Origin of the sequence: Pontibacter sp. MBLB2868 (assembly GCF_051904785.1) — a bacterium.
Classification (GTDB): domain Bacteria; phylum Bacteroidota; class Bacteroidia; order Cytophagales; family Hymenobacteraceae; genus Pontibacter.
In genome coordinates, this window is sequence record NZ_CP196710.1 from 2384464 (window position 1) to 2403899 (window position 19436).

Genomic DNA, 19436 nt, shown 5'->3' on the forward strand with positions numbered 1-19436 from the left:
CATCAGAACAGAATTATGAAAATAGAACAGATCTATACAGGCTGCCTGGCACAAGGCGCCTACTACATCGAAAGCAACGGTGAAGTAGCTATTATCGATCCGCTTCGCGAAATCAAACCATACTTAAAAAAAGCCGAAGAGAATAAAGCACAGATAAAATACGTACTGGAGACACACTTCCATGCTGATTTTGTTTCCGGACATATTGACCTTGCCAACGCCACAGGTGCTAAGATCGTTTTTGGCCCAAATGCTGCTCCATCTTTTGAAGCTTACATTGCGCAGGATGGAGAAGAACTATCAGTAGGTAGGATAACCATAAAAGTGCTGCATACGCCCGGCCATACGATGGAATCTACTACCTACCTGCTGAAAGATGAGAACGGAAAAGACGTTGCAATTTTCACGGGTGATACGTTGTTTATCGGCGACGTAGGGCGTCCGGACCTGGCGGCGAAATCAGACCTGACAAAAGAGCAACTTGCCGGCCACCTATACGATTCCCTACGCAACAAAATTATGCCCTTGGCTGATGATGTAGTTGTTTATCCGGCACATGGCGCTGGGTCTGCCTGCGGCAAAAATATGAGCAAGGAAACCTGGGATACCTTAGGCAATCAGAAACAGACGAATTATGCACTTCGTTCTGACATGTCAAAAGAGGAGTTTATCAGTGAAGTAACGGATGGCCTGCTCCCCCCTCCCAACTATTTCCCTTTTAATGTACAGTTAAACAAAGAGGGCTATAATAGTTTTGACGCTGTACTTAATCAAGGCTTGCAAGCTTTATCTCCGGAGGCTTTTGAGGCGGCTGCCAATGAAACAGGCGCTTTGGTACTGGATACGCGCAAGGCGCAGGATTTTGCAAAAGGCTTTATCCCGAACTCCATTTTTATTGGTATTGACGGCGGTTTTGCTCCCTGGGCTGGTGCTTTGATACCGGATATAACGCAACCTATCCTGTTTATAGCAGATGAGGGACGTGAGGAAGAAGTAGTTACACGGTTGGCACGTGTGGGCTTTGACCATACCTTAGGTTATTTGAAGGGTGGTTTAGGCGCCTGGAAGGCTACAGGAAAAGAGGTGGATAGCATCGAATCAATACCTGCTCAGGAACTGGCCGCTCGTTTTGAACAAGACAACAGCATACAAATTATAGATGTGAGAAAGCCAGGTGAGTTCCAGGCTGAACATCTTGAAAGTGCCTCAAATAAACCGCTGGACTTTCTGAACCAACACCTGCCGGAATTACCGAAAGAGGAGACCATGTATATTCACTGCGCCGGTGGTTACCGCTCCATGATCGCAGCATCCATACTTAAGGCACGCGGTTTCGACAAACTAGTTGATGTACAGGGTGGCTACAAAGCTATATCAGAGACAGATCTCCCCCGAACAAGCTTTGTTTGCCCAAGTACGCTTAAATAATCTGTTATTATTGCAGAGCTGGCAAGTATAGATCTTGTCTGCTCTGCAGTTATAACAAGCCCCTTACTCCACCAGGATGCCCATTTTACCCATCTGGTAGTCCCGCATTGCCTGCATTATCTCTGTTTGGGTATTCATTACAAAAGGCCCATGCGATACAACAGGCTCATTTAATGGTCTTCCTGCCATTATCAACAATCTGGTGTCTTTCTTAGCCGTTATTGTGCAACCTTCACCATCGTTGTTAAGCACAAGCAGGTGATGCCCGTCTACTTCCCCGAATCCGTCATACTTTATCCGTCCATCTAAAAGGTAAATAAAGGAATTAAAGTCTTTTGGAATAGGAAAACTGTATGTAGACCCTTCCTGCATCTCGACGCGCAGTGCCAGAATAGGAGTAGGTGTTTTGATTGGACCTGCTGTGTCGCCAAAATCTCCGGTCACAACCTTTATTTTCACCTTCCCACCCTCCATTTCCAACACAGGGGTGTCTTCTGCCTGTAAGGGTATATATTCCGGTTGGTTCATCTTATGCGATTTTGGCAGGTTTACCCAAAGCTGAATGATCTCCTGCTCTCCACCACGATCCTGAATGTCAGCCGGTGGTCTTTCGCTGTGCACAATTCCCATCCCCGCCTTCATCCACTGTGTTCCGCCCTCGTACACAACGCTGTCGTTGCCACGGGAGTCGCGGTGGTGTACTCCGCCTTTGTAAACAAATGTTACCGGCGAAAAGCCTCTGTGTGGGTGTGGCCCAACGCCTGAGCGATGCGGTACTGCCCTTTCAGGAATTTTAGCAGCATGATGATGTAACAGCAAAAAAGGGTCAATTTGCTCTACTTTTTGTGTTGGGAAGGGCTGCCGCACTGGCATTCCACCCATATCTACTACCTCCGCATATAACATGCGTTCAACTGTTCTGTTTTCCATTTTTTGTATTTCTTCTGTCCTTGTACTTTACCTGTGCACGCATTTTCTGGTTTAGGATTCCTCTCCTTCCTTCTATATTATTTTACGTTGGTCTAAATCCGGTAGTACAAGATGTAGCGTAAGTGAGGCAAACATAAAATAAAGCAAAATGAAAAAATCAATTTTTACCCTTGCGCTCATTGCCGGTACTATTGTGCTAAGCCCACAACTTGTAAAAGCTCAGAACACTTTAAAAGTGGGAGGTGAAGTTATGTATCCTACAAAGGACATAATTGACAATGCTGTCAACTCAAAAGACCATAAAACATTAGTGGCTGCAGTTAAGGCTGCTGGCCTGGTAGAGACGCTAAAAGGGAAAGGCCCTTTCACTGTTTTCGCTCCTACAGATGATGCTTTTGAAAACTTGCCTGCCGGCACCGTAGAAACACTTTTAAAGCCTGAAAACAAAAAAACACTGGCTACAGTGCTTACTTACCATGTGGTAGCGGGCAAAGTAGATGCAGCTGACTTGATGAAACGCATTAAACAAGGCAACGGGAAGGCTACTTTAAAAACGGTTAGCGGCGGCACATTAACAGCCTCCATGAACGGGCCTAAAAATGTAGTGCTGGAAGACGAGAAAGGAAATACAGCTAATATCGCTGTATATGATGTTTACCAATCAAATGGAGTAATCCATGTGCTGGATAAAGTGATGCTACCTAAGTAACAACCACATGTGTTCTGTAAAAAGCGCTTCTTTTTGAGAAGCGCTTTTTTTATGCCTGTCACTAAGAGATTATACCCTTCTGCAGTGCGTATTTTATCAGGGTCGCTGTGTTATTGGTCTGTGTTTTCTCGAGCAGCTTCTGCCGGTGTGTTTCTACAGTACGCTTACTTGTAAAGAGTTTTTCTGCGATATCAGCATTTGTCAGCCCCTCTGATATAAGCTGCAGAATTTCCAGTTCTCTTTTCGTCAGAAGCTTCTTCTCCTTATCGTTATAGCCTGCTATCACTTCTTCAGCATCCAAACTCGTTGACTTCTTTCGAAGCATTTCCAACGTAAGGTGGGAGCAGATATAATGGTTGCCAGTGGATACCAGCTTAATTGCAGTAATCAACTCTTCTTTACCGGAGCTCTTAAGAAGATATCCTGTTGCACCTGCTTCCAGGCTATCATGTACAAACCGTTCGTTCGTCAGCATAGAAAGTATTAATACCTTTAGCGACGGGTAATGCTGTTTCAGGTGTTTAATTATACTTATAGAGTCAGTACCTGGCATGTTCAGGTCAAAGACAACTACATCTGTGTCTGTGGTGGCAAGCAGATTCAGTAGATCTTCACCACTTGCTGCTTCACCAACGATAGTAATGTTTTTTTCTTCTTTCAGAAGAGCTTTAATTCCATCACGAACGATTTTGTGGTCATCGGTGAGTATAACTTTAATCATTCTATTTGTTTTACAGCTTAGGTTACCTGCCAATACACTAAAAAAGGCAGGAAATAATGGTATCTGGGTTTATTTTGAAATTGGACGTTTTACACTCAATTTCAATATTATTTTAAAGATTGCCTTTTTAATTTTTTTGTACAATTTAAATCCAAACAAAAAGGGGATATTCTATAAAAATACGTATTTATAACAGTAATAATTCCGTACAAATTTTCCTTTTATTTTGCCTGAACAAATGTATCTTTGGTCAGAATACCGGCATACAGTCTTTAAATTGCTTTTTTAAAAAGTACAAAATATCCAATAAAACTATTTTACCCTTTTCCTGTTCTTCGTTACCTCTCTTGTTTTAGTTGTTTTGAATTATTAACGCAAAATTGTACGTTTACTACGTGTTTGATACGGTTAACTAACCACTGCTACCTGCTTCAATTTTGAGGGAAATACCAATAGATGAAAAGATTTAAGGCTGATATTGAACAAGTAGATGGGGTTAGCATCGTAAGGCTGACAGGTGAATTAGACGCCAACACGGCTGTTGCTGCTGATGATGCCTTACAAAGTGCAATTTCGGATGATTGCCATGGGCTGATACTTAATTGCCAGCAACTACAGTATATTTCGTCTGCAGGCCTGGGGGTTATGCTGGCTACTTTACACGCATGTAACCACAAAAAAATAGGACTGGCTTTTTGCTGTCTTCAGCCCAGGATCAAGAATGTTTTTGGCATACTGGGGCTGGAGAAACTGATCAATACAACAGACACTGAAGAAGAGGCGATACGGCTCGTAAAAAGCACTACCTAACTTTATTAGCATGATGATCACAAACTGCGTTCTGGAGGGCGAGATATATCATATTTATCTTCGAGGCACTCTGGATTCCACTAATGCGAATGCCATAGTTACCGCTGTCCGGCAAGGGTTACAGGCCGGAGCAACGGAAATTTGGGTTGACTGTAAGCAGTTAGACGAGATATGCCCTATTGGCCTGGAATTTCTTACACTTTTGCAGCATTGGTTACAGGAGCAACGAAAGAGTTTATTGCTGCTACACCTGAACCATACCATCATGCAGCTTTTCCAGCGCGTACAGCTTGATGCTACCCTACCTGTATACCCTACTATAGAGTCAGCTTACAACAAACGTCTGTTTATCTAGCGTTACCTTTCCGAACCTGCTTGTTTGAGGACCGCGAACATAACACCAGGTCTGGAATCTACACTTATCTGTTAAAGGGCCTACCGGATCAATAACGGTTTCTGTAGTTTCTACTGTTAAAACCTCTTGCTTCAGGCATATACCCGTCATCATCAATGCTTCTGTTATAGGAGTTGCCAGCCATGGAGTCGAAGCCGCTATAGTTACCCGAAGCACTACCATAGGTTTCACGGCCAAAGGAGCCTCCCCTACTGCCACCGGAATAGCCAACACCACCACCATAGTTTTTGCCTCCGTAAGAGCTACCCAGGCCATAGCCGGAACTACCCTGTGAGTAGCCATACTCTTTGCGGCTGCTGTAGTCCGGAACTCCTCTGTGCGAGTGAACGGATTGGCTGCCGTATCCGCCCCCATAACCTGAAGAAGATACATAGTCATCTGCATTTCCGCCGCCGCCGCTCATGGCTCCATAATCTGGTGAACCGCCAAAGCTACCATGTGAGCTATAGTTTGCTCCTCCGAATCGGCTACCGCTATAGCCCCCCATCCTGTCTGAACCATAACCCTGCTGCCTTTGGGCATTGCGCTCCCGCTCCATTCTCCTACCTTCATCATAGCGGTCAGAGGAGCCTCCAAAACTGGAGTATCCATACCCCTGTCTTATATCATCCAGGTTGTGGCGCTCTCCCTGAACGTTGTCATAGTAATCCTGCTCCATCTCGTAATCATGATCTCTGTAGCTTCTAAACCTATCACTGTTACGATCATCCTGCTCATGCCAATTGGCGTTACCACGATTGTAGTTTCCAGAGGCGCTTCTGCTATCGCCTTCACTATTCCTGTAATATCTGTGTCTATTATCGCTATTCATTGTCCTGCTATTTTATTAAACACCCTATACTTTTCTAACGCATTTACCAGCTATCTGTTTATCCCTTAAACAAGAAGAGGCCCGGATTACTCCGGGCCTCTTCTTGTTTATTTGGTATCGCCTGAAATATCAACAGCTCGTCTTTTAATCCCGAGGTCCATATCCGGTAGTATAGTAGCCATAAGTATTCTGACCAGATTCGTTACCAGCTTTGGATGCATTGGATGTACTTCGCACCTGCTGAGAACCAGAGTGGTATGCTCCTGCCTGATGGCTGCTTTCGTAACTGTAACCAGTACCTTTTTGCTCGTTAAACCTGTTTTTTGAAATTGGATTTCCCTGCGCCGGCCTGTTTGCAAAGCCCTCATCTCCGTATGGGGAGTATCCATAGCTTTTGTTACCCACATCTTTTTGATATCGCTGTTTACCATGCATTCTATTACCATACGTAGAAGTACCGGAACTTTCTTTATCAAGTGATACAGTATAGCCTCTGCTCCTGCTGCCATAAACATGATCAGCTGAAACTCTGTGACCCGCATTACCTAATGCTTTATTCCAGTTACTTTTAAACGGATCGTACAAATCTCTGTACTCTTTCCGTTGCCTGCTCTCCTCCGACTCGTCGTTATACATTTGATCAAACGAGTCATATCCATAATGCTCCTGCTGATAATTTCTGTTCATGGCTTTACACTATTATAAAATTAACAATTACTTGGACTTTAAACGCAACTTCTACTACGCGGTTTTAGTTTCTTAACCTGTAGATAAAAAGTGTCTGTCAAAATTTGCCAGAAGTAGGGGCGTCATTATTTTAAACGCAGCTTTTTTGATTGTGGCCGTACAAATATTGGATTAGTTTACCGGGGTTCTGACATACATCTGGAACTATACAAGCTCACAAAAGCCATCGTATGGCACTTAACCCGCTGGATTAGCAAATTTCCCCGACTTTAGTAAAGAGCCAGAATTTCACTGATTACCAAGTTTATACTTTAAGCAAAATATATTTGCCCCTACTAAACGCCATTCCTGCACCATCCCGGTTACCTGTCTCTAATCCGCACCTCGATAAAAAAAGAGTGTAGTGATCTCTCATAAAATAGAAAGTCGTATGTACCTGGTTGAAATTTTTATAGCGGAAATTTTACTGAAGGTAATTGTAGGTGGTGCGAACTGACTACACGGATAACAATTCAACGGCTGACAGGTTAAGCATTTTGAATAAAACGAAACGTAAAATATCCTTGAAATAGCTATGTTGCCTTAGATGTAGACCTTACATTTATAATGTAAAACAGGCACTAAAATGCAGAATATAACATGAGTGATATAACAACAGATATATGTATTGTAGGAGCAGGCCCGGTTGGTCTGTTTGCAGTTTTTGAAGCAGGTTTACTTAAAATGCACTGCCATGTGGTAGATGCCTTGCCAGTTGTAGGAGGGCAGTTAACTGAAATATACCCAAAAAAACCCATCTACGATATTCCAGGTTTTCCTGAAATACTAGCTGGTGACCTGGTACAAAATCTGCAGAAGCAAATTGAACCTTTCCATCCGACTTTTACACTTGGAGAACGGGTGGAGCACCTCGATAAACAGGAAGATGGCTCATTTATAGTAACGACTGTGGCTGGCACCAAAATTGGCTGCAAGGCAGTGGTAATCGCCGGTGGACTTGGGTCTTTCGAACCACGAAAGCCGGCTATTGAACACCTTGATAAGTATGAGAACAGAGGTGTAACTTATATGGTCCGGGACCCGGAAGAGTTCAAAGACAAGCGTGTTGTATTGGCTGGCGGCGGCGACTCCGCCCTTGACTGGGCTATATACCTTGCCGGTATCTGTAAGGAGTTGACCCTAGTGCACAGAGGTACTTCCTTTAGAGGGGCTCCGGAGTCAGCGGCAAAGGTTACCAGTATGGCAGAGGAAGGACAAATAAAGTTAATATTAAAGTCTAATGTAACTGAGGTACATGGCGAAAGTGGTCTGGAACGGGTAACAATAATGATCAACAATGAAACGCCTTATGAAGTGGAGGCGGATTACTTTATCCCGCTGTTTGGCCTCGTTCCTAAGTTGGGACCACTGGAGAACTGGGGCCTTGAACTGGTAAAAAATGCTATAGAAGTTGATACAAAGGATTATTCGACCAACATACCGGGAGTGTATGCTATAGGCGATATAAATACCTACCCGGGTAAGCTTAAACTCATTCTTTGCGGTTTCCATGAGGCTGCACTGATGGCACAAAGCGCCTATAATATTATATACCCGGACAAGAAGTTTGTTCTAAAGTATACTACCGTTAACGGAATACAAGAACTTTAAACATGAAAGATACGATCACCATTTATGTAGAGCAGCAGGACGGAGAACGCATTGCCTTAGAGGCTCCCACTGACATGGGGCTATCGGTAATGGAAGTCCTGAAAGCAAATGAATTTGATGTGCAGGCTGTATGCGGCGGAATGGCAATCTGCGCCACATGCCATGTTGAGGTACTGCAAAGTAATGATCTTCCCGAAATGAGCGATGATGAAGCTTATATGCTGGAATCGTTACCTCATGCAACTGATGCCAGCCGCCTCTCCTGCCAGTTAAAGGTTCACCCTGACCTGGACGGGCTGGTTGTCAGAATAATGCCTGAAGCCTGACTTTAGAAGGAAGTGGTAGTATGATAAGGCAAGTACTTTAACAGCAAAAGGGCACAAAAAAGTGGTAAAACGGCTCTCAGCACCCAAAAAGAACCTTTTTACCACTATTTTTGTCCGATAGTTCTCTGTAAGCGCTAACGCATTACAAAGACCGGCAACCTTTTTAGCTCAACCAACTGAAAGTAATAAAGTTGCCTTTGTTATCTACTACTACCGTTTGTAATTTAATTACGCCGCACTTCAGCCTTGTGTTGTAATATTTACAATTTTTAAGTGTTAAATGCCAAAATAAAGTATTTAAATCTAAAACCTACGTATAAATACAAGAGCAGGTAGTACTGCTTGAAAGAAAATGTAATTTCCTGACTACAGGGAGCAGCCTTAGCTTTCCTATTCAGGTTTCAGGATTTATTTCATTGCTAAAACCGCTGGTATACTTCAACAAAGAAAAGGGTACGGAAAAATAATTCTCCGTACCCTTTTCTTTGATGAAGTATAGAATTTACCAGCCACTAGCCAGCACATCTGCGATATGCATGGTTCTGATTGGTTTATTCTGTTTTTGAATATAGGCCTCCAGGTGCATGAGGCAGCTACTATCTGTAGACACAATATAGTCAGCGCCTGTGGCTATAGCATTTTCAACTTTTTGTTCTGCCATGGCCGTCGAGATCGCTTCAAACTTTACAGCGAATGTACCTCCAAAGCCGCAGCAGGTTTCATTATCTTCCATCTCCACCAGTTCCAGCCCTTTCACGCCTCCCAATAAAGCTCTTGGGCCTGCTTTGATACCACATTCCCGGAGCGCACTACAGGAGTCGTGGTATGTATACTTGCCATCCAGTGCTGCATCCGCAATATCAGTGATCCCCATAACGTCCGTCAGAAACTCCGTGAATTCATACACCTTTTTTTGCATGGAGCGGTATTTTACCAGGTTCGATGACTTTACAAAGATATCTTGGTACGCATTCCTAACCATGCCCACGCAGGAGGCAGAAGGAGCCACAATGTAATTTGAAGTTTCATTGGAGAAATCATCGAGAAACTTGGTAGCAACCTCGCGGGCCTCGTTAAAGAAACCGGCATTAAAAGCCGGCTGACCGCAGCAGGTCTGGTTGGGATTATAATTTACCTCGCATCCGATCTTCTCCAGCACCTTCACCATGTTCATGCCAGTCTCGGGAAAGAGTTGGTCCACAAAACATGGAATAAAAATATCTACAACTATTCTACTTGCCATAATCAGGAAAATACAGCGCTTGACGCTGCCATCGCTCTATCAAAAGCTGTTTTGTTAAGATTCAAATTTAAACCAATATTTTCGAAGTAGCTGACTAAATTTTCAGTGGCCATATTGCCAACTAACTCATCCTTTGCCATTGGGCAGCCACCATAGCCCCGCATTGCGCCATCAAACCTTCTGCATCCGGCTTTATACGCAGCATCAACTTTTTCTAGCCATGTTGTTGGCGTAGTGTGCAGGTGAGCACCGAACTCTATACCTTTAAAAACTGGTATCAGATGCTCAAACAGATAAGTAATGTTATCAGGGTTAGAAACACCGATAGTGTCCGACAACGAAATGATCTTTACCTCCAACTTGTGCAAATCTTCTACAAACCGAATCACTGTTTCTGCATCCCAAGGATCGTTATACGGGTTTCCGAATCCCATCGAGATATAGGTAACCAAAGTTTTACCATGTTTGTGGCAAATGTCCTGAATCTGGGCCAGTTGCTCCATCGCCTCGGCAATGCTTTTATTGGTATTGCGCTGCTGAAACGTTTCGGATACCGATAGCGGAAAGCCAAGGTACTCGATCTGATTATGCTGCGCGGCATCTTCAGCGCCACGTACATTGGCGATAATAGCCAATAGTTTAGAAGTGGTTTCTTTCAGATCAAGATTAGCCAGCACTTCGGCTGTATCACTCATCTGGGGTATGGCTTTAGGAGAAACGAAACTACCAAAATCTATGGTGTCAAAGCCTACTTTTAGTAACGAGTTAATATAGGCGATCTTCTTTTCTGTTGGTATGAACTCTTTAATGCCTTGCATGGCATCACGAGGACATTCAATTATTTTCATAGGAGTATTTCTTCTGTCAAAAACCTGCTCAAAGGCTATCAGTCAAATATACAAATTTACCGTTGCACCCATTCAAAAAGAATTACCCAGTTTCATAGCTGGATAATTATTACTATCTTAATAACAGGTAATCAAGATTACATATGACTTATATCCGAAATAATACGATCCTTATTACAGGTGGTGCTTCAGGCATAGGTAAGCTAATGGGGCAAATGTGCCTTAACCGTGGTGCCAGTCGCCTAATTATCTGGGATATTAACTCTGAAATGCTGCAGGAGGTTGCAGATGCCCTGACCAAAGAAAAGTATACCGTTTCCACTTACCAGGTTGATGTGGCTGATCCTGAACAGGTACAGCAGGCTGCAGCACATATTCTGGGCACAACTGGTGCTCCAGATATTATCATTAATAATGCTGGAGTGGTAGTCGGGAAAACATTTTGGGAGCATTCTTATTTAGATATACAAAGAACGATGAATATAAATGCGTTAGGTGTAATGTATGTTGCCAAAGCTTTTTTACCGGACATGCTATCCCGTGGGTCAGGCCATATTGTAAATATAGCCTCTGCTGCCGGTTTACTGCCAAACCCGCGCATGAGTGTTTATGCATCCAGTAAGTGGGCTGTTATCGGCTGGTCAGAAAGCCTGCGCCTTGAATTGGAGGAGTACTATCCTGCTATACACGTAACAACGGTTACCCCCAGTTACATCGACACAGGAATGTTTGGCGGAGTTAAAGCACCATTGTTAACTCCACTACTAAAGCCAGAGAAAATGGCAGCAGCCGTGCTGGATGCAGTGGAGAAAAATAAGATACTGCTGCGGAAACCATCCATCGTTTATTTGCTGCCGATATTGCGCGGAATTCTTCCAACCCGTGTTTTCGATTTTTTGATCGGCCGCCTGTTTAAGATCTATACTTCAATGGAACATTTTGCAGGCAGACCGGCTGCAGATGCTGTACCTACATCCATACCAAAAACATAAAACTATGGCCACTTCCACACAAATCTCACGTGCAATCATACCCCCTGCCGAAACATCGCGGGTACACATACAGCAGTTGGTGCAAAAGCAACGGGAGTTCTTTAACAGGCAGGGTACCCTCGATCTGGAGTTTAGAAAACAACAGCTGAATAAACTTCTGCAGGCTGTCAGGCAGAAAGAGCAGCAAATTACGGAGGCTCTTTACGCCGATTTCCGTAAACCTCCTTTCGAGTCTTTTGCAACGGAGATCGGATTTATAGATCTGGAACTGAAGCATACCCTGCGTAATCTTGATAAATGGGCTAAGCCAAAAGGAGTAAAAGAGACACTCCTTAATTTCCCGGGCAAAAGCTATATTCTTCCCGAGCCATACGGACTCACCCTCCTCATCGCACCCTGGAACTACCCTTTTCAGCTGATGATGGCACCACTGATCGGAGCGGTGGCAGCAGGCAATTGTGCCCTACTAAAACCATCGGAACTAACGCCACACATATCTGCAGTAATTGCAGACCTTGTACAGGAAAACTTTGCAGAGGAACACATTGCTGTAGTACAGGGCGGCGTGCCCACTACGCAGCACTTATTAGAGCAACATTTCGATTATATCTTTTTTACGGGCAGCACAAAAGTTGGAAAAATCATTATGAAAGCTGCTGCTGAAACACTTACCCCGGTTACCCTGGAATTGGGAGGAAAAAGCCCTGCTATTGTAACTGAAGATGCAGACCTGGAGCTTGCTGCACGACGCATTACATGGGGTAAATTTGTAAATGCCGGGCAGACCTGTGTAGCCCCCGACTATGTTCTGGTACAGGAGCAGGTAAAAGAGGAATTTGTACAGCTACTGGCACAGACCATTAAAACATTTTACGGTGATTTTCCTGCCGAAAGCCCTGATTTTGCCCGCATTGTAAATAAAGACCACTTCAACAGGCTAAAAAGCTACCTGAATGACGGAAATATCCGGGCAGGGGGCGAAACCGATGAGCACGACCTGTACATTGCGCCTACTGTAATGGACCAGGTGACTTGGCAGCAGCCGGTAATGCAGGAAGAGATCTTTGGCCCTATACTTCCTGTACTCACCTTTCGCAACCTACAGGAGGCTATACAAACGGTGAATAAACGCGAACGCCCTTTGGCATTGTATGTGTTCTCCTCCTCTAAAAGCAAGCAAAACCTTGTGCTTGATAGTATACCTTTTGGTGGCGGTTGTATAAACGACACCCTCTCACATTTGGCTAACCCTAACCTACCGTTCGGAGGTGTTGGCAGCAGTGGCATGGGCAGCTACCATGGGCAAACCAGTTTTAACCTGTTCTCGCATCAAAAGAGCATCCTGAAACGAGGTACTTGGCTTGACCTCCCGCTTCGCTACCCCCCTTATGGCAACAGGCTCTCCATGCTTCAGAAGTTTTTCCAGTGGCTTTGAGAAAATACCTGCCGGATATGGACCGCAGGTAAATAAATAAGCACTTGCTGCGTATACATGCCTACATCTTACTGAACTTAAAAAAAGCTATGGAAAATCTCACTGCTTATCTTGACGAATCATTAGTACCCTTAGAGCAAAAGGTAAAAGAATACTTAGAGATTGAGCGGGAGATAACGCTGCTGGAGGTGAAAATAATAAACCAGCAAACTAAAATGGCTGCCTCCGATGACACAGACCACAAGGAGTCGCCTGCTGAAAGTGCGCAACCACAGGAGAGTGACCTGGGTAATAAGGAGCAGATGCTGGAAGAGCTGCTACAGCGATATAATGAAAAGAAAAAAGAACTTATAAATATGCTACCGGAGCAAAATAAGTTTATTGAGGTTAACCTGGGCTATGGGCCAAGTATGATCGGCTATTTTACTACCGATCTGGAAACACACCAGGAGCTTAACGAACCGATTTTAAGGATCGTGCACTAAAACTGGTGACTCTCCCACTTTTCAGCTTTTATCAACAGACACTACACTTGCCTTACACAAACAGATTTAAATGGGCTTACTGCTTCTATACCTTTGTATCGCCTTATTCTTTTCATTTCTTTGTTCTCTTCTCGAAGCGTCTTTACTCAGCATTACTCCTTCTCATGCCACTATTATTGGAAAGGAGAATCCTTCTCTTGGCAAAGATCTGCAGCATTTCAAAGAAAACATTGACAGGCCTCTGGCCGCCATATTAACTTTAAATACTTTCGCACACACTGTCGGAGCGGCCGGAGTTGGCGCTCAGGCACAGATCATCTGGGGAGAAGAATCGCTTACAGTCGTATCCATTGTTCTGACTGTTGCAATTCTGATACTCACCGAGATCATCCCTAAAACACTTGGCGCGAATTACTGGAAGCAGCTGACACCATTCACCGTTCGCGCCCTTAAACTGATGATCTACTCCCCTCTTTACCCTTTTATCGTGCTATCTCAGTTTATTACCAGGCGTCTCAAAGCTGAAAAAGGGCGAAGCGTACTTAGCCGCGCCGATTTCACGGCGATGGCAGAAATGGGGGTTAAAGAAGGTATATTTAAAAAGGGCGAGTCGCAGATCATACAAAACATACTTCGCTTCAACAAGATCATGGTACGCCACATCATGACGCCAAGAACAGTGATCGTTAGCGCACAGGAAGACATGACCATTCTCGACTTTTTCAAAGGGTTTCCGGATCTGCGGTTTTCCCGGATACCAGTCTACAAAAAAAGTCTTGATGACATCACCGGCTATGTGCTTAAAGATGAAGTCATGTATAAATTGATCAATAATGAAGGTAGTACGCCATTAAAATCTATTTCACGCGACATACAGGTTGTCACCGAGCATATGCCAATCCCTTCCTTATTTAACCGGTTGCTTGACAAGCAGGACCAGATCGCATTAGTTGTTGACGAGTATGGAGGCACTGCAGGGCTTATCTCAATGGAAGATATTATCGAGACACTGCTGGGGATGGAAATAATTGATGAGCTGGACCAGATTGCAGACCTGCAGACATGGGCAAGGAATAACTGGGAGAAGCGGGCCAAACGTATGGGCTTTAAACCAGAATGATCTAAATACTGAAACTGCTGCCCTACTACTTCTGAAAACATGTAACAGCATAAAAGCCCCGGAGCAACAAATGTTGCCCCGGGGCTTTTATGCTGTTACATGTGCTGCTTATTTAAACTGCTCTTCCTCAGTTGAGCCTGCCAATGCAGCAGTAGAGGCCATACCTGCTGTTACCGTATTCTGCACAGCATCAAAATACCCCGTGCCTACAAACGACTGGTGCTTCACAGCTTTAAAGCCATCCTTAGCCAGGGCAAACTCACGCTGCTGCAACTCAGAATATCCTGCCATACCACGGTGCTTATAGGCTTTTGCTAATTCAAACATACTTGTGTTCAGGGCATGGAACCCGGCAAGCGTAATAAACTGGAACTTGTAACCCATTTCTGCCAGCTGTTCCCGGAAGCTTTCCATCTCTTTCACACTCAGCTTTGCAGCCCAGTTAAAAGAAGGAGAACAGTTATACGCCAACAGCTTTCCGGGAAATTCACGGTGAATTGCCTCAGCAAACTCTCGTGCCTGCTCCAGGTCCGGGTGCGATGTTTCCATCCAGATAAGATCAGCGTACGGTGCATAAGCCAGACCACGGGCAATGCCTTGCGCTATGCCATTGCGCACGTGGTAAAAGCCTTCGCTGGTTCGCGGCTCATCAAGTATAAAGCTATGGTCCCGGGGGTCAATATCACTTGTGATCAGGTTGGCTGCGTCTGCATCGGTTCGGGCAACCAGCAAGGTAGGCACACCCATAACGTCAGTAGCCAGTCGGGCAGCAACAAGTTTATTAATAGCTTCTTGTGTTGGCACCAGAACCTTGCCCCCCAGGTGGCCGCACTTTTTAGCAGAAGACAGCTGATCCTCGAAATGCACGCCTGCAGCACCGGCCTCAATCATCATCTTCATTAATTCAAAAGCGTTTAGGTTTCCGCCAAAACCAGCCTCAGCATCCGCTACAATAGGTACCATAAAATCAGTTTCACCTTCTCCGTTTACGCTTTGTATCTGGTCGGCCCGTAGCAGAGAGTTGTTAATTTTCTTTACCACATTCGGCACTGAATCTGCAGGATACAAGCTCTGGTCCGGATACATCTGGCCGGCTAAGTTTGCGTCAGCGGCAACCTGCCAGCCACTCAGGTAAATTGCATTCAAACCGGCCTGCACCTCCTGCACTGCCTGGTTGCCTGTAAGGGCCCCCAAACCGGCTACGTAAGGCTCTGAGTGCAGCAAGCGCCACAGTTTTTCTGCTCCGTTCTTTGCCAACGTATAAGCAATCTGTACCGATCCCTGAAGTTTAACAACCTCTTCGGCACTGTATGGTCTCGTGATTCCGGCCCAGCGTGGGTTCTCTATCCAATCTCTCTCTATTTGCTCTATTCTATCTTTCTTTGTCATGGCGGTTTAATTTATAGGTGATGAATGATTTAATTAATGAAAAGTGCGACATGCATTAGTCTATGTATTTGTAAGCTGGTACAGTCAGAAATTCTACAAAACACTTAGATAGAACCAATTCTGAGAAGAGGTGTGAAGCTCTCTCGAAGTGGCAGTTTTTGAACATTGCCAGTCCTATTTCCTCCTTAATACCTTCTGTCTCCTCCTTTATCAATTGCAGAACCCGCTCTTCGGTAATCTCCCTGCCATCGTTGGTTTTGGTATTTGGATGGTGGAGCCACTGCCACACCTGTGCTCTTGATATTTCGGCGGTTGCAGCATCTTCCATCAAGTTGTGAATGGCTGCCGCACCAGTGCCGCACAACCAATTGCCAATGTACATGATGCCCACGTTTATATTCAATCGCAGGCCTGCTTCGGTGATCTTGCAATCTTTGATCGTAAAGTCCGTCAGGTCCTGCGCCTTTACATACACATCCTCCCGGAGCACCTCTTTCTGATGCGGCTTATCACCTAAAACCTTATCAAATTCCTCACGGGCCACCTGCACCAGGTCAGGGTGTGCGACCCACGTTCCATCAAAACCGTTTTTAGCTTCAAAAGCCTTATCAGCCTTTACTTTTTTGAAAGCGTTTTCATTAACGATCGGGTCACGACGACTTGGAATGAAAGCAGCCATACCACCCATGGCATGTGCCCCACGCTTATGGCAGGTTTGTACCAGTAAGTCTGTATAAGCTTTCATAAATGGCACTTGCATGGTCACGTCTGTTCTATCCGGAAATAAGACCTCTTCATGTCTTCTGAATTTTTTGATAGCGCTAAAGATGTAGTCCCAGCGCCCTGCATTCAGCCCCACTATGTGGTCACGCAATTCATATAAAATCTCATCCATCTCAAAGGCAGCTGTTATTGTCTCGATAAGTACTGTCACTTTTATAGTACCTACCGGAAGGCCTAAGGCCTCCTGTGCTGCAATAAACACATCGTTCCACAACCTTGCCTCCAGGTGATTTTCCAGTTTAGGCAGGTAAAAATATGGTCCTGTACCCCGCGCCAGCAACTCTTCAGCATTATGGAAAAAGAATAATCCAAAGTCGAAGAGTGAGGCAGAAATGGGATTTCCGCCTACTGTCAGGTGTTTCTCTACTAAATGCCAGCCCCTTGGCCGCACCTTCAGCACTGCCACCTCCTCATTGAGCCGGTATATTTTGCCGTTGTGCACTGTAAAGTCTATGTCACGTCTGATAGCATCCCGGAGGTTGATCTGCCCCTGCACCACATTTTCCCAGGTTGGGGAGTTGGCATCCTCGAAATCTGCCATAAAAACACTGGCACCAGAGTTCAGCGCATTGATCACCATTTTCCGGTCCACGGGCCCGGTTATTTCCACCCTCCTGTTTTGCAGGTCATCAGGTATACTCCCAACTTTCCAACTTCCTTCCCGAATGGCCTTAGTCTCTGGCAAAAAACTGAGTTTTTCTCCCTCATCAATTTTAAGCTGACGCTCCTTTCGTAAATCCAGCAGCTCTTCTCTCCTCTTGTTAAACTTAAGATGCAGCATTTCAATAAATTCAAGTGCTGCAGGTGTTAATACTGCATCAACCCCCTCAAGTTCTTTTGCTTTTACTTCGGTCGTGTTTTCTAAAATCATGATACTTACATGGTTAGTGGTGGAAATTCTTGCTATTTTACTTATCAATACGCGAACTTTTTATTTTTGGCGAATTTTCGCTAAATAAATTTTTACGTTTTTTAGGAGATTATCGCAAAATTCTCTTATTTAGATGATAATTAAAGATCTGAGATATTATGAAACTGCAGGAAGACGTCATCAGAATGATATTTGGTTTGAAAGTGAAGCAGTTGCGGAGCGATAAAGGCATGTCGCTTACTGATTTGGCCACAGCTACCGGCATATCTGTTTCGTACCTTAATGAGATTGAGAAAGGTAAAAAGCACCCTAAGCCAAGTAAAACCGCCGTTATTGCCGATGCTCTGGGTGTAAGCTATGATTACCTGGTTTCCCTTAAACTAAACAAGCGCCTGCAACCTGTTGGGGAATTATTGCAGTCAAATATTCTGTCGGAGTTGCCGCTGGAGCATTTTGGCCTGGATATGAGCCGGGTACTGGACCTGTTTGCCACGGCACCTACAAAGTTAAGTGCTTTTGTAAACACGCTTCTTGAAATTGCGAGGGCTTTTGATCTGCGTGTGGAGCAGTTCTATTTCTCCGCGCTTCGATCCTACCAGGAGTTGCACGACAATTATTTTGATGAGATAGAACTGGAGGCAGAACGATTTTCAGAACAGTTTCAGCTTGATGCAGAGGGTATCCCTAGTTTTGATAACCTGGCAGCTATACTGCTTGAGCAATTTAACATAAAAACTCAAACAGAAACTTTTTCAACTTGCCCGGAGCTAGTTAACCTCCGGTCTGTTTTTATACCTGGCCAGGATTCTCAACTGCTGCTGAACCCTGCCCTTACCCTGCAACAAAAAACATTTGCTTTGGCCCGTGAGCTGGGCTTCCAGTATTTACAGCTCACAGAGCGGCCATATACTTCTACCTGGGTTAAGGTAGGTTCGTTTGAAGAGGTGTTAAACAACTTTAAAGCATCTTATTTTGCCGGTGCCCTGCTGCTTAACCAGGACAGGTTGGTAGAAGATGTGCAGCAGTTCTTTTCTCAGCCCAGGTGGAGGCCAGAACTCTTGCTGCAGCTCATGGATAAGTACCAGACCTCTCCTGAAACACTGCTGCAGCGCCTCACATCACTCCTCCCCAGGTTCTTCGGCATTAAGCAGTTGTTCTTTCTGCGTTTCCACCACACACCTGAAACCGATAGCTTTTTCTTAACCAAAGAGCTGCACCTGTCAGGTTTGCACAACCCACATGCCTCTTTTCTGAATGAACATTACTGCCGCCGCTGGATATCGCTGACGCTGTTTGACAAGGTGGAGCGAGAGGCACATTCCGGTGAAACCCTGGTTGGTATTCAGCGATCTTCTTACATCAATTCTGAAAATGAGTACCTGGTACTGGCTCTCGCGCAGCCAGCCGAGAATCGCCATGGCACTATCAGTATTGGCCTGCTTATCAATGAAAATCTGAGAAACAAAGTTAATTTCCTGAACGACCCTGCCATACTTACACGTGAAGTGAATGAGACCTGCGAGCGCTGCCCAGCCATAAATTGCCTTGAACGCGCCGCACCGCCTGTCATACTTGAAAAACAACTTTGGCAGGAGCAGGTTATGGAGGCTATTGAAACAATAAAACGCAGGACTGAATAAGATTCCGGTACATTATAATTGCTTGTCGGGTTTTGATGCAGTAAAATCAAAAATATCCTCGCGATCGTTTTAGCCTGATAATTAAAAAAATCCTATCTTCGTTATGTAGGAGCCGGTGTTCTGCCGGCATTGCAGGAGAAGAG

19 protein-coding genes are annotated in these 19436 nt (G+C 44.7%); 11 read left to right on the top strand and 8 right to left on the bottom strand.

The features are described 5' to 3' along the window. The first annotated feature begins 15 nt into the window (after positions 1–15). A complete protein-coding gene (locus tag ACSX1A_RS10125) occupies positions 16–1428 on the top strand; it encodes an MBL fold metallo-hydrolase (protein ID WP_439883512.1) in 1413 nt (470 codons plus the stop codon). Positions 1429–1491: 63 nt separating this feature from the next. Here the strand turns inward: ACSX1A_RS10125 and ACSX1A_RS10130 are convergent, their stop codons facing one another. Beyond that, positions 1492–2358 (bottom strand): pirin family protein, encoded by an 867-nt coding sequence (locus ACSX1A_RS10130; protein WP_439883513.1) that lies wholly within the window; start codon positions 2356–2358, stop codon positions 1492–1494. 148 nt (positions 2359–2506) lie between these two features. On the opposite strand from ACSX1A_RS10130, the gene ACSX1A_RS10135 reads away from it, so the two are divergent. Continuing rightward, positions 2507–3067, top strand: a complete 561-nt coding sequence (locus tag ACSX1A_RS10135; protein ID WP_439883514.1) for a fasciclin domain-containing protein — start codon at positions 2507–2509, stop codon at positions 3065–3067. Positions 3068–3128: 61 nt separating this feature from the next. Here ACSX1A_RS10135 and ACSX1A_RS10140 read toward each other — a convergent pair whose 3' ends face one another. Continuing rightward, entirely contained in the window at positions 3129–3788 is a 660-nt protein-coding gene (locus ACSX1A_RS10140; protein ID WP_439883515.1) for a response regulator, read from the bottom strand. A 456-nt stretch (positions 3789–4244) separates the two neighbouring features. Between ACSX1A_RS10140 and ACSX1A_RS10145 the strand changes: the two genes are divergently transcribed. Beyond that, positions 4245–4598 carry an STAS domain-containing protein gene (locus ACSX1A_RS10145; protein ID WP_439883516.1) on the top strand — a complete coding sequence of 118 codons (354 nt, stop codon included), beginning with the start codon at positions 4245–4247 and terminating at the stop codon, positions 4596–4598. Between the two features lie 10 nt (positions 4599–4608). After that, a complete protein-coding gene (locus ACSX1A_RS10150; protein ID WP_439883517.1) occupies positions 4609–4953 on the top strand; it encodes an STAS domain-containing protein in 345 nt (114 codons plus the stop codon). Between the two features lie 88 nt (positions 4954–5041). Here the strand turns inward: ACSX1A_RS10150 and ACSX1A_RS10155 are convergent, their stop codons facing one another. Continuing rightward, entirely contained in the window at positions 5042–5824 is a 783-nt protein-coding gene (locus ACSX1A_RS10155; protein WP_439883518.1) for a hypothetical protein, read from the bottom strand. Between the two features lie 144 nt (positions 5825–5968). Then, positions 5969–6511, bottom strand: a complete 543-nt coding sequence (locus tag ACSX1A_RS10160) for a hypothetical protein (protein WP_439883519.1) — start codon at positions 6509–6511, stop codon at positions 5969–5971. 639 nt (positions 6512–7150) lie between these two features. Between ACSX1A_RS10160 and ACSX1A_RS10165 the strand changes: the two genes are divergently transcribed. Both ACSX1A_RS10165 and ACSX1A_RS10170 read left to right on the top strand, forming a co-directional pair. Beyond that, complete coding sequence (locus ACSX1A_RS10165; protein ID WP_439883520.1) at positions 7151–8161, top strand: NAD(P)/FAD-dependent oxidoreductase; 1011 nt, start codon at positions 7151–7153, stop codon at positions 8159–8161. 2 nt (positions 8162–8163) lie between these two features. Continuing rightward, the gene (locus ACSX1A_RS10170; RefSeq protein ID WP_439883521.1) at positions 8164–8487 is read left to right on the top strand and encodes a 2Fe-2S iron-sulfur cluster-binding protein; all 324 of its coding nucleotides are present in this window, start codon (positions 8164–8166) and stop codon (positions 8485–8487) included. A gap of 502 nt (positions 8488–8989) precedes the next feature. Here ACSX1A_RS10170 and ACSX1A_RS10175 read toward each other — a convergent pair. Together ACSX1A_RS10175 and ACSX1A_RS10180 are read right to left on the bottom strand one after the other, a co-directional pair. After that, positions 8990–9730: a (Fe-S)-binding protein gene (locus ACSX1A_RS10175; protein ID WP_439883522.1), complete on the bottom strand. Its 741-nt coding sequence runs from the start codon at positions 9728–9730 to the stop codon at positions 8990–8992. Positions 9731–9732: 2 nt separating this feature from the next. Further along, positions 9733–10578 (bottom strand): hydroxymethylglutaryl-CoA lyase, encoded by an 846-nt coding sequence (locus ACSX1A_RS10180; protein WP_439883523.1) that lies wholly within the window; start codon positions 10576–10578, stop codon positions 9733–9735. A 143-nt stretch (positions 10579–10721) separates the two neighbouring features. On the opposite strand from ACSX1A_RS10180, the gene ACSX1A_RS10185 reads away from it, so the two are divergent. The 4 genes from ACSX1A_RS10185 to ACSX1A_RS10200 all read left to right on the top strand — a co-directional run bounded on the left by ACSX1A_RS10185 (position 10722) and on the right by ACSX1A_RS10200 (position 14610). Then, positions 10722–11570, top strand: coding sequence for an SDR family oxidoreductase (locus tag ACSX1A_RS10185; protein ID WP_439883524.1), 849 nt, complete (start codon positions 10722–10724; stop codon positions 11568–11570). 4 nt (positions 11571–11574) lie between these two features. After that, positions 11575–13005, top strand: coding sequence for an aldehyde dehydrogenase (locus tag ACSX1A_RS10190; protein WP_439883525.1), 1431 nt, complete (start codon positions 11575–11577; stop codon positions 13003–13005). 89 nt (positions 13006–13094) lie between these two features. Further along, complete coding sequence (locus tag ACSX1A_RS10195; RefSeq protein ID WP_439883526.1) at positions 13095–13490, top strand: hypothetical protein; 396 nt, start codon at positions 13095–13097, stop codon at positions 13488–13490. A gap of 70 nt (positions 13491–13560) precedes the next feature. Further along, the gene (locus ACSX1A_RS10200; RefSeq protein WP_439883527.1) at positions 13561–14610 is read left to right on the top strand and encodes a CNNM domain-containing protein; all 1050 of its coding nucleotides are present in this window, start codon (positions 13561–13563) and stop codon (positions 14608–14610) included. 108 nt (positions 14611–14718) lie between these two features. On the opposite strand, the gene aceA is transcribed toward ACSX1A_RS10200, so the two are convergent. Both aceA and aceB read right to left on the bottom strand, forming a co-directional pair. Beyond that, on the bottom strand, positions 14719–15999 hold the full coding sequence (gene aceA / locus ACSX1A_RS10205; RefSeq protein WP_439883528.1) for an isocitrate lyase: 1281 nt from the start codon (positions 15997–15999) through the stop codon (positions 14719–14721). A gap of 55 nt (positions 16000–16054) precedes the next feature. Further along, a complete protein-coding gene (gene aceB / locus ACSX1A_RS10210) occupies positions 16055–17653 on the bottom strand; it encodes a malate synthase A (RefSeq protein WP_439883529.1) in 1599 nt (532 codons plus the stop codon). A 158-nt stretch (positions 17654–17811) separates the two neighbouring features. On the opposite strand from aceB, the gene ACSX1A_RS10215 reads away from it, so the two are divergent. Then, the gene (locus ACSX1A_RS10215; RefSeq protein WP_439883530.1) at positions 17812–19293 is read left to right on the top strand and encodes a helix-turn-helix domain-containing protein; all 1482 of its coding nucleotides are present in this window, start codon (positions 17812–17814) and stop codon (positions 19291–19293) included. Positions 19294–19436: the final 143 nt, after the last annotated feature.

Excerpts from the sequence above, each read along its gene's own strand:
- ACSX1A_RS10125 (WP_439883512.1), top strand. The coding sequence starts at position 16 with ATGAAAATAGAACAGATCTATACAGGCTGCCTGGCACAAGGCGCCTAC.
- ACSX1A_RS10130 (WP_439883513.1), bottom strand. The coding sequence starts at position 2,358 with ATGGAAAACAGAACAGTTGAACGCATGTTATATGCGGAGGTAGTAGAT.
- ACSX1A_RS10135 (WP_439883514.1), top strand. The coding sequence starts at position 2,507 with ATGAAAAAATCAATTTTTACCCTTGCGCTCATTGCCGGTACTATTGTG.
- ACSX1A_RS10140 (WP_439883515.1), bottom strand. The coding sequence starts at position 3,788 with ATGATTAAAGTTATACTCACCGATGACCACAAAATCGTTCGTGATGGA.
- ACSX1A_RS10145 (WP_439883516.1), top strand. The coding sequence starts at position 4,245 with ATGAAAAGATTTAAGGCTGATATTGAACAAGTAGATGGGGTTAGCATC.
- ACSX1A_RS10150 (WP_439883517.1), top strand. The coding sequence starts at position 4,609 with ATGATGATCACAAACTGCGTTCTGGAGGGCGAGATATATCATATTTAT.
- ACSX1A_RS10155 (WP_439883518.1), bottom strand. The coding sequence starts at position 5,824 with ATGAATAGCGATAATAGACACAGATATTACAGGAATAGTGAAGGCGAT.
- ACSX1A_RS10160 (WP_439883519.1), bottom strand. The coding sequence starts at position 6,511 with ATGAACAGAAATTATCAGCAGGAGCATTATGGATATGACTCGTTTGAT.
- ACSX1A_RS10165 (WP_439883520.1), top strand. The coding sequence starts at position 7,151 with ATGAGTGATATAACAACAGATATATGTATTGTAGGAGCAGGCCCGGTT.
- ACSX1A_RS10170 (WP_439883521.1), top strand. The coding sequence starts at position 8,164 with ATGAAAGATACGATCACCATTTATGTAGAGCAGCAGGACGGAGAACGC.
- ACSX1A_RS10175 (WP_439883522.1), bottom strand. The coding sequence starts at position 9,730 with ATGGCAAGTAGAATAGTTGTAGATATTTTTATTCCATGTTTTGTGGAC.
- ACSX1A_RS10180 (WP_439883523.1), bottom strand. The coding sequence starts at position 10,578 with ATGAAAATAATTGAATGTCCTCGTGATGCCATGCAAGGCATTAAAGAG.
- ACSX1A_RS10185 (WP_439883524.1), top strand. The coding sequence starts at position 10,722 with ATGACTTATATCCGAAATAATACGATCCTTATTACAGGTGGTGCTTCA.
- ACSX1A_RS10190 (WP_439883525.1), top strand. The coding sequence starts at position 11,575 with ATGGCCACTTCCACACAAATCTCACGTGCAATCATACCCCCTGCCGAA.
- ACSX1A_RS10195 (WP_439883526.1), top strand. The coding sequence starts at position 13,095 with ATGGAAAATCTCACTGCTTATCTTGACGAATCATTAGTACCCTTAGAG.
- ACSX1A_RS10200 (WP_439883527.1), top strand. The coding sequence starts at position 13,561 with ATGGGCTTACTGCTTCTATACCTTTGTATCGCCTTATTCTTTTCATTT.
- aceA (WP_439883528.1), bottom strand. The coding sequence starts at position 15,999 with ATGACAAAGAAAGATAGAATAGAGCAAATAGAGAGAGATTGGATAGAG.
- aceB (WP_439883529.1), bottom strand. The coding sequence starts at position 17,653 with ATGATTTTAGAAAACACGACCGAAGTAAAAGCAAAAGAACTTGAGGGG.
- ACSX1A_RS10215 (WP_439883530.1), top strand. The coding sequence starts at position 17,812 with ATGAAACTGCAGGAAGACGTCATCAGAATGATATTTGGTTTGAAAGTG.